Annotated in this window: 11 protein-coding genes; 6 read left to right on the top strand and 5 right to left on the bottom strand. The window is 61.1% G+C overall.

Annotation, left to right across the window (positions count from 1 at the left end):
- Nucleotides 1-208: 208 nt before the first annotated feature.
- Genes J3P77_RS16225 through J3P77_RS16215 form a run of 3 tightly spaced genes read left to right on the top strand, consistent with a single transcriptional unit; the run spans nucleotide 209 to nucleotide 2576 of the window.
- Entirely contained in the window at nucleotides 209-961 is a 753-nt protein-coding gene (locus tag J3P77_RS16225; protein ID WP_434677610.1) for a 5-oxoprolinase subunit PxpA, read from the top strand.
- Nucleotides 958-1662: a 5-oxoprolinase subunit PxpB gene (pxpB, locus tag J3P77_RS16220; protein ID WP_434677609.1), complete on the top strand. Its 705-nt coding sequence runs from the start codon at nucleotides 958-960 to the stop codon at nucleotides 1660-1662. Before J3P77_RS16225 ends, pxpB begins: the two co-directional genes overlap by 4 nt.
- Nucleotides 1659-2576: a biotin-dependent carboxyltransferase family protein gene (locus tag J3P77_RS16215; protein WP_434677608.1), complete on the top strand. Its 918-nt coding sequence runs from the start codon at nucleotides 1659-1661 to the stop codon at nucleotides 2574-2576. The genes pxpB and J3P77_RS16215 overlap by 4 nt, the downstream gene beginning before the upstream one ends.
- A 15-nt stretch (nucleotides 2577-2591) precedes the next feature.
- Here the strand turns inward: J3P77_RS16215 and J3P77_RS16210 are convergent, their stop codons facing one another.
- The 4 genes from J3P77_RS16210 to J3P77_RS16195 all read right to left on the bottom strand — a co-directional run bounded on the left by J3P77_RS16210 (nucleotide 2592) and on the right by J3P77_RS16195 (nucleotide 7345).
- Nucleotides 2592-3308, bottom strand: a complete 717-nt coding sequence (locus J3P77_RS16210; protein WP_434677607.1) for a WbqC family protein — start codon at nucleotides 3306-3308, stop codon at nucleotides 2592-2594.
- Nucleotides 3309-3773: 465 nt separating this feature from the next.
- Nucleotides 3774-4952, bottom strand: a complete 1179-nt coding sequence (locus J3P77_RS16205) for a vWA domain-containing protein (protein WP_434677606.1) — start codon at nucleotides 4950-4952, stop codon at nucleotides 3774-3776.
- 38 nt (nucleotides 4953-4990) lie between these two features.
- Nucleotides 4991-5833 carry an AAA family ATPase gene (locus J3P77_RS16200; RefSeq protein WP_434677605.1) on the bottom strand — a complete coding sequence of 281 codons (843 nt, stop codon included), beginning with the start codon at nucleotides 5831-5833 and terminating at the stop codon, nucleotides 4991-4993.
- Nucleotides 5834-6274: 441 nt separating this feature from the next.
- Nucleotides 6275-7345, bottom strand: coding sequence for a DUF748 domain-containing protein (locus J3P77_RS16195; RefSeq protein ID WP_434677604.1), 1071 nt, complete (start codon nucleotides 7343-7345; stop codon nucleotides 6275-6277).
- A gap of 125 nt (nucleotides 7346-7470) precedes the next feature.
- Between J3P77_RS16195 and cysK the strand changes: the two genes are divergently transcribed.
- The 3 genes from cysK to aceK all read left to right on the top strand — a co-directional run bounded on the left by cysK (nucleotide 7471) and on the right by aceK (nucleotide 11347).
- Complete coding sequence (cysK, locus tag J3P77_RS16190; protein ID WP_434677603.1) at nucleotides 7471-8445, top strand: cysteine synthase A; 975 nt, start codon at nucleotides 7471-7473, stop codon at nucleotides 8443-8445.
- A gap of 160 nt (nucleotides 8446-8605) precedes the next feature.
- The gene (locus J3P77_RS16185) at nucleotides 8606-9544 is read left to right on the top strand and encodes an aspartyl/asparaginyl beta-hydroxylase domain-containing protein (protein ID WP_434677602.1); all 939 of its coding nucleotides are present in this window, start codon (nucleotides 8606-8608) and stop codon (nucleotides 9542-9544) included.
- 66 nt (nucleotides 9545-9610) lie between these two features.
- On the top strand, nucleotides 9611-11347 hold the full coding sequence (aceK, locus tag J3P77_RS16180) for a bifunctional isocitrate dehydrogenase kinase/phosphatase (protein WP_434677601.1): 1737 nt from the start codon (nucleotides 9611-9613) through the stop codon (nucleotides 11345-11347).
- A 1-nt stretch (nucleotide 11348) separates the two neighbouring features.
- Here the strand turns inward: aceK and J3P77_RS16175 are convergent, their stop codons facing one another.
- Nucleotides 11349-14822: a hybrid sensor histidine kinase/response regulator gene (locus tag J3P77_RS16175; protein ID WP_434677600.1), complete on the bottom strand. Its 3474-nt coding sequence runs from the start codon at nucleotides 14820-14822 to the stop codon at nucleotides 11349-11351.
- Nucleotides 14823-15008: the final 186 nt, after the last annotated feature.

Below are 15008 nucleotides of genomic sequence, written 5' to 3'. Positions count from 1 at the left end.
GCGCCGCTGGCCGGGCCGCACAGCTGCCTGGCCGGCCTCTTCAGTTTTTCTTATCTTGCCCGGCTGCTTTTATTAGTTGGACGCCCCGTCGCCACCCGCCCAAGAATGCATTGCATCCGGCAGGCTCATTGCAGCAGCGTTGCCTTTGGGGATGAGCGTCGCACCCTGACTCTGTCATCCTCTGTTTCCAAGCACTCGGGAGATACCGATGGACAGCCTGTTACTCAATTGCGATATAGGTGAAAGTTTCGGCGCCTGGACCATGGGCCTGGATGCCGAAGTCATGCCCTTTATCGACTGCGCCAATATCGCCTGCGGCTTCCATGCCGGTGACCCGGGCGTGATGCGCAGGACGGTGACGCTGGCGCTTGCCCACGACGTGATGATCGGAGCGCACCCGGCCTATCAGGATCTGGCCGGGTTCGGGCGTCGATCGATGACGTACAGCGCCCAGGAAATCCAGGACCTGCTGCATTACCAGATCGGCGCGCTCGACGGAATCTGTCGCGCCCAGGGCGGCCGCGTGCGTTACGTCAAACCCCACGGGGCCATGTACAACGACATGATGGCCAACCCCGCGCAGTTGCGAGCGGTGATCGAAGCCGTTGCCCGTTACGAAGACCAGCTGCCACTGATGCTGCTGGCCATGCGCGACAACAGCGCGGCACAAGCGATTGCCGATGAATTCGGCGTACCGCTGTGGTTCGAGGCTTTCGCCGATCGTGGTTACGACGGCGAGGGCCGCCTGATGCCGCGTCAGCTGCCTGGCGCCGTCCATCATGATCCTGAAATGATCATCGCGCAGGCCCTGAAGTTCGCCCGTGGCCAGGCGCTGCAGGCCAGCGATGGCAGCGAGCTATACCTGACGCCGCATACCCTCTGCGTCCATGGCGACAACGCCAGCTCGGTGGCTGCGGTGCAGCGGATTCGTCAGGCGTTGGGCGAGACCTGCGCGTCATGAACCTGCGCATCGAGGTGGTGGCCATCGATTGCCTGATGGTGCGCCTGTTCGACGGCATCGACGAAGCCAACATGCCATGGATGCTGGCCGCCAGCGCGCGTCTGCGCACGGCGTTCGCTGCACAGCTGATCGATCTGGTGCCGTCCTACACCACGCTGATGGTGCAGTACGACCTACTGGCCCTGGCGCCTGAACAAGCCGCGAATCTGATCCGCGAAGCGTTGCGCGATCTGACGCCGGACGCCCGGGAAAAGGGTCGCAGCCATGTGCTGCCCGTCTGGTATGACTTGAGTGTCGGGCCTGAACTGAATCTGCTCGCGCATCGCAGCGGCCTGTCCGTCAATGAAGTGATCGAGCGCCACAGCGCCCGTGAGTATCAGGTGTTCGCACTGGGGTTCGCGCCGGGCTTCGCCTTCATGGGGCTGGTCGAGGAAGCGCTTGCCGCGCCGCGCCTCAGTACACCGCGCAAGCGAGTGGCGGCGGGCAGCGTGGGCATCGCCGAGCGTCAGACCGCCGCCTATCCGGTGGTGTCGCCCGGCGGCTGGAATCTGATCGGCCGTACCCCCAGCGCGCTCTTTGACCGTCAGCGCGACGGGTACAGCCTGCTCCAGCCTGGAGACACAGTGCGCTTCGCCGCTGTCGACCACGCCGAGTTCATCCGCCTTGGCGGTGATGACACGCCATTGGAGGTTCCGGCATGAGTGTTCTACGAGTCGAGAAAAGCACGCCGCTGTGCCTGCTGCAGGATGGCGGTCGCTTCGGCGTTCGCCACCTGGGCGTCACCCAGGGCGGTGCCGTGGACTGGGTGTCGATGTCATGGGCCAATCACCTGCTGGGTAATGCGCTGGACGCTGCGGTGGTTGAAGTCACGCTGGGCGGTTTCGCCGTGGTGGCCGAGCAAGACTGCTGCCTGGCGCTGGCCGGCGCGGACCTTGGTGCCATGCTGGATGATCGGCCAGTCGCGCCGTGGCGCAGTTTTTTTGTCCGCAAGGGCCAGCGCCTGAGTTTCGACCGGCCGGCGCTCGGTGTGCGCGCCTATCTGGCGGCTCCAGGCGGGTTCGATGCGCCCGACGTGCTGGGCAGTTGCGCCACGGTCGGGCGCGAGGAACTCGGCGGGCTGGACGGCCTGGGCAAGGCGCTGGTTCAGGGGGATCAACTGCGCTATGCGGGATCGACTATGCAGCTCGGCACCCTTTCGGCAGAGCAGATACCCGATTTCAATGACGAGCGCGCGCTGGACGTAGTGCTGGGTGCGCAGATCGGCCAGTTCAGTGGGCAAAGCCTGTTCGATCTGTTCAACCGGGACTGGACGCTAGATAGCCGCGCCGACCGCATGGGCGCGCGCCTGCTGGGGCCGGAGCTGATTTATCAGGGCAAGCCGATGATCTCCGAAGGAATACCGCTGGGTGCGATCCAGGTACCGCCCGACGGCCAGCCCATCGTCCTGCTGAACGACCGGCAGACCATCGGCGGCTACCCGCGCGTCGGCGCACTGACTCCGCTGTCGCTCGCGCGTCTCGCGCAACAGCTGCCGGGCAGCGTGATACGCCTCAAACCGGTGACACAGGGCGTCGCGCATCGGCAGCATCTTGCGCACGCCCGGTCGTTTCAGTGACCGCATACCTTTGAATCAGGGCACGACCTGGGTATTGCTGCGGATGTAACCTTTGACGGCCTGGGGTGGGTTCCACATCAGCACATCCAGAATCGACAGGTTTTCCTCAAAGTTGTAGGGCGCCGTGGAATAGACGAACGAGGACGGAGCGAGGAACCGCAGCTCTATGCCTCGCTCTTCCCATTCATTGGCGACAAAGATGTCCCGCCCGCCCGGAAGATTGACATAACGGCTGGCGCCCAATCGACTGCTTATTTCCAGCGCCCATTGCCCGGCATGCTGAATGGGTGGCAAGTCCAGCTGCATCCGAGAGCAAGTTGCCCAGTTGAAATTCAGGTCCAGATAATCGCAGACCACACTCAGCGACCGGGTATTGAGTTCCCCGATGGCCGGGTCGTGTACCGAGCTGAACACACTGTCGACCAGATGCATGACTTCTCTGTAAAACGGCGCCTTGCTCTTGTAGTGCAGCAGCTGACCGCAAATCTGCCGCTGCGCGGCAGGAGGGTCGATCACCAGCGCATCTTTTATCAGCGTCCCTTCGCTCGTCTTGACCGGCACATTGATGTATTGCCAACCACCGTTGGCATTGAGTATTCGGTTACGGTTCATCCAGCTTTTGCGCTTGTATCTAACTGTGTCAAAGATAATGCCGTCCTTGACCGAGTCAATAAGCTGGAAGTATCCAAGATATGGAAAAAAATAAGGCTGCATGATACCGAGCGTGCTCATTTATCAGGCCCACTAATATACTCCGACCGTTGCAAGGCCGAAGGGAAGTTAGTCTTACAACGTAAGGGAAGTACCGGGTGCCCCAGGCTCAGATTAGGCGGTGATTAATAGTGGAAACGGTTGCCGGTCGGGATGTCTGACAGCGGCGATGACCGGCGCGGCGCTGATACAGCAGGCTGGACCGCCGTATTTCAGGCGGCGGGTCGATGACGGTTTATTGCTGTTGTAAAGTTTGTGAGAAAGATGGTTACTACCGGGTTACAGACTTTAAAGTTCTGACTGGAGGGTTTCTGCTGTTTCGGATTGAACGAAAGTCGTGATTAATCTGCCGAATTCCAGAACAACGGGCAAACAAGACTTAACGAGATTTGTAGGGGCGAGCGACCTTTCAATTCGGTACTTAAAATAAACAAGCCGTCCGCAGACGGCTTTTAATGAAGTACATGCTATGCAGGCGGGTAATCCTTACTTCGCCAGATACCTCATACCCTCTTCAAGCCCACGCAGGGTCAGGGGGTACATCTGGTCTTCGATCAGGTCCCGCACGATGTGGGTGGAGGTGGTGTAAGCCCAGGTGTCTTTCGGGTAAGGGTTGATCCAGATGACCTTCTTGAACTTGGCCTTGAAGCGCTGCATCCAGACGTAGCCCGCTTCCTCGTTCCAGTGTTCGACGCTGCCGCCGGGCTGGGTGATTTCATAGGGAGCCATGGCGGCGTCGCCGATGAAGATCACTTTGTAATCCGCGCCGTACTTGTGCAGCAGATCGACGGTGGAGGTGCGTTCCGAGCCGCGACGCAGGTTGTTCTTCCAGACGGCTTCATAAATGAAGTTATGGAAGTAGAAGTACTCCATGTGCTTGAACTCGGTGCGGCAGGCAGAGAACAGTTCTTCGCAGACCTTCACATGAGCGTCCATCGAACCGCCGATGTCGAACAGCAGTAACAGCTTGATGGTGTTGCGGCGTTCCGGGCGCATCTGGATGTTGAGCAGTCCTGCGTCCCGCGCGGTATGGTCGATGGTGCCATTGATGTCCAGTTCATCGGCGGCGCCCTGGCGGGCGAATTTGCGCAAGCGGCGCAGCGCGACCTTGATATTGCGAGTGCCGAGCTCGACCTGATCGTCGAGGTTCTTGTACTCGCGCTGGTCCCAGACCTTGACCGCCTTGCCCTTGCGCTCGCCCGCGTCGCCGACCCTGATCCCTTCCGGGTTGTAACCGCCCGAGCCGAACGGGCTGGTGCCACCGGTGCCGATCCACTTGTTGCCTCCGGCGTGGCGCTCTTTCTGTTCCTCCAGGCGCTTCTTGAAGGCTTCGATCAGCTTGTCGAGACCGCCCAGCGACTGGATCTGCGCACGTTCCTCGTCGGTCAGCGAGCGCTCGAATTCCTTGCGCAGCCAGTCTTCGGGAATCAACGCCTGTAGATGGTCATCGAGTTTTTCCAGGCCGTTGAAGTACGCGCCGAACGCCCGGTCGAACTTGTCGAAGTGGCGTTCATCCTTGACCAGAATAGTGCGCGCCAGAAAGTAGAATTCGTCGATGTCGGCGAAGATCACCCGATGCTTGAGCGCGTCGATCAGGTCCAGCAGCTCGCGCAGGGACACCGGGACCTTGGCCGCGCGCATTTCGTTGAAGAGGTTGAGCAGCATGGCCGTCGCCCTTTTACGTAGCAGAGTGGAAGAGGCGGTCAGCGGTTGCGACGGCTCATGAACGCCAGGCGTTCGAGCAGCTGGACGTCCTGTTCGTTCTTGACCAGCGCCCCGGCCAGCGGCGGGATGGCTTTGGTCGGGTCGCGCTCGCGCAATACCGCTTCGCCGATTTCGTCGGCCATCAGCAGCTTGAGCCAGTCCACCAGTTCCGAGGTCGAAGGTTTCTTCTTGAGGCCCGGCACCTTGCGCACGTCGAAGAATACGTCCAGCGCTTCGCTGACCAGATCCTTCTTGATGTTCGGGTAATGCACATCGACGATCTTCTGCAGCGTGGTGCGGTCCGGGAACGCGATGTAGTGGAAGAAGCAGCGGCGCAGGAACGCGTCCGGCAGCTCCTTTTCGTTATTGGACGTAATGATGATGATCGGGCGATGCCTGGCCTTGATCGTTTCATTCGTCTCGTAAACGTAGAACTCCATTTTGTCGAGTTCCTGCAGCAGGTCGTTGGGGAACTCGATGTCCGCCTTGTCGATCTCGTCGATCAGCAGAATGACCCGCTCCTCGGACTCGAACGCTTCCCAGAGCTTGCCCTTCTTCAGGTAGTTGCGCACGTCATGGACTTTGTCCACGCCCAGCTGGGAGTCTCGCAGGCGGCTGACGGCATCGTATTCGTACAGGCCCTGATGGGCCTTGGTGGTGGACTTGATGTGCCAGGTAATCAGGCGCGCGCCGAAGGATTCGGCCAGCTGTTCAGCCAGCATCGTCTTGCCAGTACCCGGCTCGCCCTTGACGAGCAGCGGACGCTCCAGCGTGATTGCAGCGTTGACTGCCAGCTTGAGATCGTCGGTGGCGACGTATGCGTGGGTACCTTCGAACTTCATCGATGAATCCTCTCGCGGGACGCGCAGGGACGTGGCCTGCTGCGTTCAGGTGGTGGCGAACAATGGAGCGACTATAGCGTGCGTCGGATCCTTATGCAGCCGCAGGCCGGAGTTGGCGCTGTTCGCAAGCACACTCTGTGGGTGCCAACTGTCCAACTTTTGGGGCGCAGCTCAATCTTCTGTAGGAGCCAGCTTGGTGTGGGCGGCAATCCGACGAACTGGCGCGTAGCGGCAGTAAAACCGAACGGCCTGGCGGGTCAGCTGGCATTGTAAACGGCGGTCCGACGACAGGCGCCGTCGCGTCAGGCTGAGACATCCGGTCAAGCAGTTGCCGCCGCTACGCGCCGGATCGCCAGCGAGCTGGCTCCCACAGGTCGGTGCCGGCACAACTCAGGCAGCGCCGGCCTGATGCTTCGTTCCCGCATAGAGCTGCACGCTTCCTCAGGAATCCTCACTGCCTTCATAGCGGGTATTGAACGCCTGAACGAATGCGTTACGCAGAATCTGAAAAAAGGCCTGCAAACCGCTGATGTCTTGTTGCTTGACGCTGCCGCTGAGGTCGACGCGGGTAGCGAACTGGTTCTTCGGCTGGTTCTTGAGGACGGTTTCGGCGCCGTCGACAACGGCCTCCCAGATCGAGCGGAAAAAGCCCTTGTTCTTGTTCTCCACGTCCTGACCCCAGTTGAAAACATCGACGTTGCGCAGCAACGGTTTGATGTAACCGCTCAGCCGACCGTTGTCGGCCTTGGCTTCAATCACCAGATCGCCGCTGCCGGCATTGAAGTCGAACTTGCCATAGGCCGAGGAAAAGTCATTGAGGCGACGTAGCTGGATACCGGTTGCGCGCAGGTTGAAGTCGAAGTCCTGGAAATCGCTGAGCGGGTCGAAGGTCGCGCTGGTTTCCAGACCGGCATGGCCCAGCAGACGTGCCTTGCCCTCGAAACGTGCGTCGCGCTTGCCTTCGACGTCGACCACGTTGGTCAGGTTGTAAAGGCTGGCGTTGACCCGATCCGCCTCGATCTTCACCTTGGGTTTGGAGTTGAAGTTGCTGAAGGTAATGCGTCCGTTGCTGATCCGCGCTTCGTTGAGGGTCATGGGCAGCAACTTGTCTACCTGATCGCGCCAGTCTGTACCCTTACCGGTCTGGGAAGCCTGTTTGTCTTCTCCGCCGTCGACGAAATTCACTTCAGGTTCGAGAAACACGGCCTCGGCAACGACCGCGTGGTCGTACCACAGCGAGTGCCAGCTGACGGACAGTTCGATGACCGGAGCTTTGATGAAAGGCACCGGCACCTTGCCGTCCACCTTGACGATGTTCAGACCTTTGATGCGATAGGCGCCGCGCCACAAGGCAAGGTCCACATCGGTCACCTGGCCGCGGTAGTCGCCCATGTCCGCGAGCTTCTCATTGAGGTAGTTGCGCACTACATAGGGCAACGCGATGTGGGCGGCGATCAATAGCACGACAAGTGTGACCACGGTCCAGAGTGGCCAGCTGTAGCGACGTTTCATGGCGTATGCCTCCGGTTCTGATGAGCGATTGACTGCACCCACGCCGTTCCGTTCGGTGCGACTGGACGCACGAGAGCCGCAGGCATAGGCTCTGCCTTTTAACCGATGTGGACAAGGACACGATCATGAGCCGTATTTACGCTGATAACGCCCATTCCATCGGCAATACGCCGCTGGTGCAGATCAACCGGATTGCGCCGCGCGGCGTTACCATCCTGGCCAAGATCGAGGGGCGCAATCCCGGTTACTCGGTGAAGTGCCGGATCGGGGCCAACATGATCTGGGACGCCGAAAGCAGCGGCAGGCTAAAGCCGGGCATGACCATCGTCGAGCCGACATCGGGCAATACCGGGATCGGCCTGGCTTTCGTGGCGGCGGCCCGCGGTTACAAGCTGGTGCTGACCATGCCGGCGTCGATGAGCATCGAAAGGCGCAAGGTGCTCAAGGCGCTGGGCGCCGAGCTGGTCCTCACCGAGCCGGCCAAAGGCATGAAAGGCGCAATTGCCAAGGCCGAGGAACTGTTGGCCAGCGACCCGGACACTTACTTCATGCCGGCACAGTTCGACAATCCGGCCAACCCTGCCATCCATGAAAAGACCACCGGCCCGGAGATCTGGGCAGACACCGATGGCGCCATCGACGTGTTGGTCGCGGGCGTCGGCACAGGCGGCACCATCACCGGCGTTTCACGCTATATCAAGAATATCGCCGGCAAACCCATCCAGTCGGTGGCGGTCGAGCCGGATGCTTCGCCGATCATCAGTCAGGCGCTTGCCGGGGAGGAGATCAAGCCCAGTCCACACAAGATCCAGGGCATCGGCGCAGGCTTCATCCCCAAAAATCTGGACCTGTCCATCGTAGACCGCGTCGAGCGCGTGACCGATGAGGAAGCCAAGGCCATGGCTCTGCGCCTTATGCAGGAAGAGGGCATTCTGTGCGGGATTTCCTGCGGCGCGGCCATGGCGGCCGCGGCCCGGTTGGCGGAAAAGCCGGAAATGCAGGGCAAGACCATTGTCGTGATCCTGCCGGACTCCGGTGAGCGCTACCTCTCCAGCATGCTGTTCAGCGACCTGTTTACTGAACAGGAGCTGCAGCAGTAAGCGATCGATGCGCGTGAGCGCTTCAGGCCGATCCATTGAAGGTTTATGATGGTCCGCTCGTGAACCGCCGGGTCTCAGTCTGGATGCCCGGCGGATTCAGTAGTCGATCATGACAGCCGGTGCTCCGCAGCAACGGGTTGTCCGCTCCAAGGAGAGTTGCATGACCTTCTCATTTGCTGCCAAGGCGTCGATCCTGATGATTTTCCTGGGCAGCACGCTTTACGTGCATTTGCGTGGTCGGGCGCGTCTGCCGCTGCTGCGTCAGTTCGTCAACCACTCTGCCTTGTTCGCACCCTATAACGCGCTCATGTATCTGTTCTCGGGCGTGCCTTCCAGGCCTTATCTGGACCGCAGCAAATTTCCCGAGCTGGATGTTCTCAAGGACAACTGGGAAGTGATTCGTGAAGAGGCCATGCGTCTGTTCGACGAGGGCTACATCCGTGCCGCTGAAAAGAACAACGACGCCGGCTTCGGTTCGTTCTTCAAGAAAGGCTGGAAGCGTTTTTATTTGAAGTGGTATGACAAGGCCCTGCCATCGGCCGAAACGCTTTGCCCGCGCACGGTCGAGCTGGTCAACGGCATCCCCAGCGTCAAGGGCGCAATGTTCGCCCTGCTGCCGGGCGGCAGCCATCTCAACCCGCACCGCGATCCGTTCGCCGGTTCGCTGCGCTACCACCTGGGGCTGTCGACGCCCAACTCCCCGGATTGCCGCATCTTCGTCGACGGTCAGGAATACGCCTGGCATGACGGCCAGGATGTGATGTTCGACGAAACCTATGTGCATTGGGTCAAGAACGAAACCGACCAGACGCGGGTGATCCTGTTCTGTGATGTTGAGCGGCCGCTGTCCAGCCGCCTGATGACGCGCATCAACCGCAGCGTCAGCGCATTTCTGGGCCGGGCCACCGCGCCGCAGAATCTGGACGACGAGCGCGTCGGCGGAATCAACCAGGCGTACGCGTTCAGCAAGCGCTTCAGCGACGGATTCAGCGGCAAGGTCAAGCAGTTCAAACGCCGCAATCCCAAAGCCTACCGCGTATTGCGTCCGGTACTGGCAGTGATCGTGCTGACTTTGCTGGGCTATTGGCTGTTCGGATAAGCCGGGGCAGGATCTGCCGCTCAACTGCTAGGCTTGGATCACGAATGCCCAGCAGAGAGTGCTCCCATGTCGCCAGCCTGGCCCGCCGTCGAGATCGCACATTCGATTCTTGGCGGTTTCGATGATTATCGAGACCATTTCCGGCGTATCACTGACGGAGCCCGGGGTCGCTTCGAACAGGCCCGCTGGCAGCAGATTCAGGACGCCTCCGCTGCTCGAATCGGTCTGTATGAGCAGAAGGTCAACCAGGTGCTGGTTCGTCTGCGCGAGGTATTCACCCCGCAGCAGTTGCAGGATGTCGCGGGCTGGCCGCTGGTCAAGGCCGCCTACATCCGCCTGATCGACCCGCGCCCTGACGGCGAACTGGCTGAAACCTGGTTCAATTCGGTCTTCTGCGGCCTGTTCAGTCATGACCTGATCAGCGACGGCTGCATGTTCATCCACACCACCCGGGCTTCCCCGCGTGCGCCAGAGCGCGCCACGCAGCTGCGAACTTACCGGCCGCAAGGCGATCTGGGCGCGTTGCTGGCGCGGATACTGGACGATTACCGATTCAGCGTTCCCTATGCGGCTCTGCCTCAGGACCTGTCCCGTCTCGAAGCGCAGCTACGGGCCGGCCTGCCTGACTGGGTCTGCAAAGATCCGGCATTGCAGGTCGAGTTGTTCACCTCTGTGTTCTATCGCAACAAGGGTGCTTACCTGATCGGCTGTGTAAGGGCTGGCGAAGAGCAGTGGCCGCTGGCGCTGGCGCTCCTGCACCGCGAAGGCCATGGAATTGTGGTGGATGCGGTGATTACCGACGAAGCGGAAGTGTCGATCATCTTCTCCTTCACCCGCTCGTACTTCATGGTCGAGGTGCCGGTGCCAGCTGCGCTCGTCGCGTTCCTCAAGCGCATTCTGCCAGGCAAGCACATCGCCGAGCTGTACAGCTCGATCGGCTTCTACAAGCAGGGCAAGTCGGAGTTCTATCGAGCGCTGATCCGCCATCTGAGCGCGACGGATGACCGGTTCATCATGGCGCCCGGGGTGCGCGGCATGGTGATGACGGTGTTCACTCTGCCGGGCTTCAATACCGTGTTCAAAGTTATCAAGGATCGTTTCTCACCTTCCAAGAACGTCGACCGCGCCACGGTGATCGACAAGTACCGGCTGGTGAAGAATGTCGACCGGGTAGGGCGGATGGCCGACACCCAGGAGTTCGCCGACTTCCGGTTCCCGGTCACCAAGTTCGAGCCCGCCTGCCTCGCCGAGTTGCTGCAGGTTGCGGCATCGACAGTGCAGCTGGAAGGTGATGACACCGTGCTGATCCGGCATTGCTGGACCGAGCGGCGAATGGTCCCGCTCAACCTGTATCTGGAGCACGCGAGCCCTGCGCAGGTTCATGAGGTGCTGGACGACTACGGGCTGGCGATCAAGCAACTGGCAGCGGCGAATATCTTCCCCGGCGACATGCTGCTCAAGAACTTCGGGGTGACCCGCCATGGTCGTGTGGTGTTCTACGACTACGACGAGATATGTTTCCTGACCGAAGCCAACTTCCGGCGCATTCCGCCACCGCGCACGCCGGAGGATGAAATGGCCTCCGAGCCCTGGTATTCCATCGGGCCGCTGGACGTGTTTCCCGAGGAGTTTCCGCCGTTTCTGTTCGCCGATGCCGCGCAGCGTCGCCTGTTCGCCAGCCTGCATGGCGAGTTATACGACGCTGATTACTGGAAAATGCTGCAAGCCGCCATCCGTGACGGCAAGGTGATTGATGTCTTTCCCTACCGTCGCAAGGGCTTGCGGGATGAGCATGTGGCCTGACTCAGTTAAGACTTACGTGGCGGCTCAACAACGCTCGCAACGCAGCAGGTTTGACCGGCTTGGGCAGGTAGTCGAGACCTGCGGCATGGACCTGATCGATCAGTTCCGGCCGACCATCGGCGCTGATCAGCACACCCGGTACCGGCTGGCCCAGTCGCTTGCGCAGCCAGACCATCAGTTCGGTTCCGGTCTCGCCTTCGTCCAGGTGGTAATCCACCAGCGCCACCTGCGGGCGTATGCCGTTGTTGAGCAACGTCTCGCATTCCTGGCGATTGCGGGCGGTCCATACCTGACAGCCCCAGCGCGAAAGCAGGCTGTTCATGCCAATGAGGATGCTGTCTTCGTTGTCGATGCACAGCACCTGCGTGCCATTGAGCAAAGGGCGGTTGGCTTCGGCAGGCTGAGCCGGTTGCGGCGCCAGCGCGCGGGCGAGCGGCACACGCACGCTGAACACGCTGCCCTTGCCCGGCCAGGAGCGGACTTCAAGCGGATGCTGCAATACGCGACACAACCCGTCGGCAATCGCCAGGCCCAGCCCCATGCCTTTGATGGCGTGGGTCTGATGACTGTCGAGTCGTTTGAATTCTTCGAAGATCACCTTGCGCTTGTCTTCCGGAATGCCGGGGCCACGGTCCCACACTTCCAGGCTCAACTCATCGCCACGGCGCCGCACGCCCAGCAGGATCGGGCCTTTGGCGTAGCGGAAGGCGTTGGTGAGAAAGTTCTGCAACACGCGGCGCAGCAGCTTGATATCGCTGTCGACCCGCAACGGGCTGCCCTTGACCCGGAAATCCAGGCCTTGCTCCTGGGCTTGCGCCTTGAACTCGGCACCGAGGGTGTCGAACAGCGCATTGAGCGGGAAGGGCTGGCGATCCGGAGTGATCTTGCCGTTTTCCAGCCGCGAAATATCCAGCAGGTCGCTGATCAGGTCTTCAGCCGAGCGCAGCGAGCTGTCCAGATGCTGGACCAGTTGCTGAGCTTCGCTGGACATGCCTTCTTCCTGATGCGACAGCGCGGCGGAAAACAGCCGTGCTGCGTTAAGCGGCTGCATCAGGTCATGACTGACTGCGGCAAGGAATCGCGTCTTGGATTCGTTGGCGGCTTCGGCGGTGCCCTTGGCTTCGGTCAGCGCCTGGTTCAGCTGCGACAGTTCCTGAGTACGTTCGGTGACACGCTGCTCAAGGCTCTCGTTGACGCCTTTGAGCGCCTGCTCGGCGGCGCGGAACGCGGTGATGTCGGTGAAACTCATGACGAAGCCGCCGCCCGGCATCGGATTGCCGATCAACTCAATGACCCGGCCATTGGGGAACAACCGTTCGGAAGTATGCGCGCGGCCCTGACGCATCCAGTGCAGGCGGCGCGCAACATGCACTTCCGCTTCGCCCGGCCCGCACAGCCCCCGCTCCGCGTTGTAGCGGATGATATCGGCGATTGGGCGGCCGACGCTGATCAGGCCGTCCGGGTAATTGAACAGCTCCAGATAGCGGTGATTCCACGCTACCAGCCGTAGCGACTGGTCGACGACGCTGATGCCCTGCGTGATGTTTTCAATGGCGCCCTGCAGCAAGGCGCGATTGAACTGCAGCACTTCGGACGCTTCGTCGGCGATCCGCACCACGTCTTCAAGTTGCATGTCGCGGCCTTCGATGGCCGCCTTGACCACCGCCCTGGTCGACGAAGTACCGAGCACGCCCGCCAGCAGTCGTTCGGTGTGGGCAATCCAGTCGCCGTTGGCATTCTGATTGGGATTGAAGCCCTTGCCCTGGCGATAGGCAAAGCGAATGAAGCTCTGTCGTGCCCGCTCTTCGCCGACGAACCTCGCGGCAAGGCTTAGCAGATCTTCGATCTGCACGGCCAGCAGCGGCCGGCTGATGCCACGATTGTGGGTTTCCTGGCCGATGAAACGGCCCGCCTGCCAGTGCTCCGACACGCGCGTGCGCGACAGCATCGACACCCACGCGAATAGCGTGCAATTGCCGGCCATCGACAGCACCACGCCTTGAGTCATCGGGGTGATTGGCAGGTTGAACGGGTTACTGTGCAGCCAGGCCAGCAGCGGGAAGTTGTCCAGCGACCAGCCCATGCCGTGCGCGGCAACAGGCAGTACCAGCGTGTAGAACCAGATGAAGATGCCTGCCGCGAGGCCGGCGAACACGCCGCGTCGATTGGCCTGCTTCCAGTACAGGGCGCCGAACATGGCCGGCGCCAGCTGTGTGATGGCGGCGAAGGCGATCTGGCCGATGGTCGCCAGGCTCGCGGTCGAACCCAGCATGCGGTAGCTGACGTAGGCCAGCAGCAGGATCATCACGATACTGACGCGCCGCACCGACAGCATCCAGTGCCGGAACGCCTCGAAGGGCCGTTCGGTGTTCTTGCGCCGCAGCAGCCATGGCAGCAGCATGTCGTTGGAAATCATGGTCGACAGCGCCACGCAGGCGACGATCACCATGCCGGTAGCCGCCGATGCGCCGCCAATGAACGCCAGCAAGGCCAGCGACGGATGAGCATGAGCCAGCGGCAGGCTGATCACGAACGAGTCGGGCAACATGCTGCTGGGCAGGAGCATCTGGCCGGCCAGGGCAATGGGCACCACAAACAGCGCGGCCAGTGCCAGGTAGATCGGAAACACCCACTTGGCAAGGTTCAGGTCCTGAGGCTCGATGTTCTCCACCACCGTGACGTGGAACTGCCTTGGCAGGCAAACGATAGCCATCATCGCCACGCCGGTCTGCACAATCATCGAAGGCCAGTTGATGGTCTCCTTCCAGTATTCCTCCAGGCGCGGCGCAAGCATCGCCTGGTTGAACAGATCGCCGAAGCCGTCGTACAGACCGAAGGTGACGAACACCCCGACCGCCATGAAAGCCAGCAATTTGACCAGCGCCTCGAAGGCAATCGCCAGCACCATGCCGCGGTGGTGCTCGGTGACATCCAGATTGCGCGCGCCGAACACGATGGTGAACAGCGCCAGAATGACCGACACCACCAGCGCGGTGTCCTGGGCGCGGGTGCCGGTCGAATCGGCAACGGCGCCGATCAGGATATTGACGCCCAGCACGATGCCCTTCAGTTGCAGTGCGATGTACGGAAGCATGCCGATCAGGCAGATCAGCGCGACCATCACCGCCAGCGGCTGGGACTTGCCGTAGCGGGCGGCGATGAAGTCGGCGATCGAAGTGATGTTTTCCTGCTTGCTGATCAGCACCATTTTTTGCAGCACCCACGGCGCCAGCACCATCAGCACAATCGGTCCCAGGTAGATGGGCAGAAACGACCAGAGCTGCTCGGCGGCCTGGCCGACGGCGCCGAAGAATGTCCAGCTGGTGCAGTAGACCGCCAGCGACAGGCTGTACACCCAGGCGCGCAAGGTCGGGCGCAACGAAGCGCTGTAGCGGTCGCCGTAAAAGGCGATGGCAAACATGATGGCCATATAGGCAAGGGCAACGGCGGCGATCAGCCCGCTGGACAGCGACATGGGTGGTTCCAGAACTTGTCGATAACGCCCAGTCTCGCATGATGCCCGGCGTTCGTCTTTGTCGACCAAGGTCGAGCGTGGTGGTATGTCGCAGCCGCCGCCCTCGCCAGCAAGCTGGCTCCCACGGGAATCCATGGAGCTGCGGCGTACCATTTGCCTATCGACATCCGCCTCGCTTGCGTCTTC

This window comes from Pseudomonas sp. R1-18 (genome assembly GCF_051132095.1).
Taxonomy (GTDB): Bacteria; Pseudomonadota; Gammaproteobacteria; order Pseudomonadales; family Pseudomonadaceae; genus Aquipseudomonas.
This window is presented reverse-complemented; position numbering and strand designations above follow the sequence as displayed.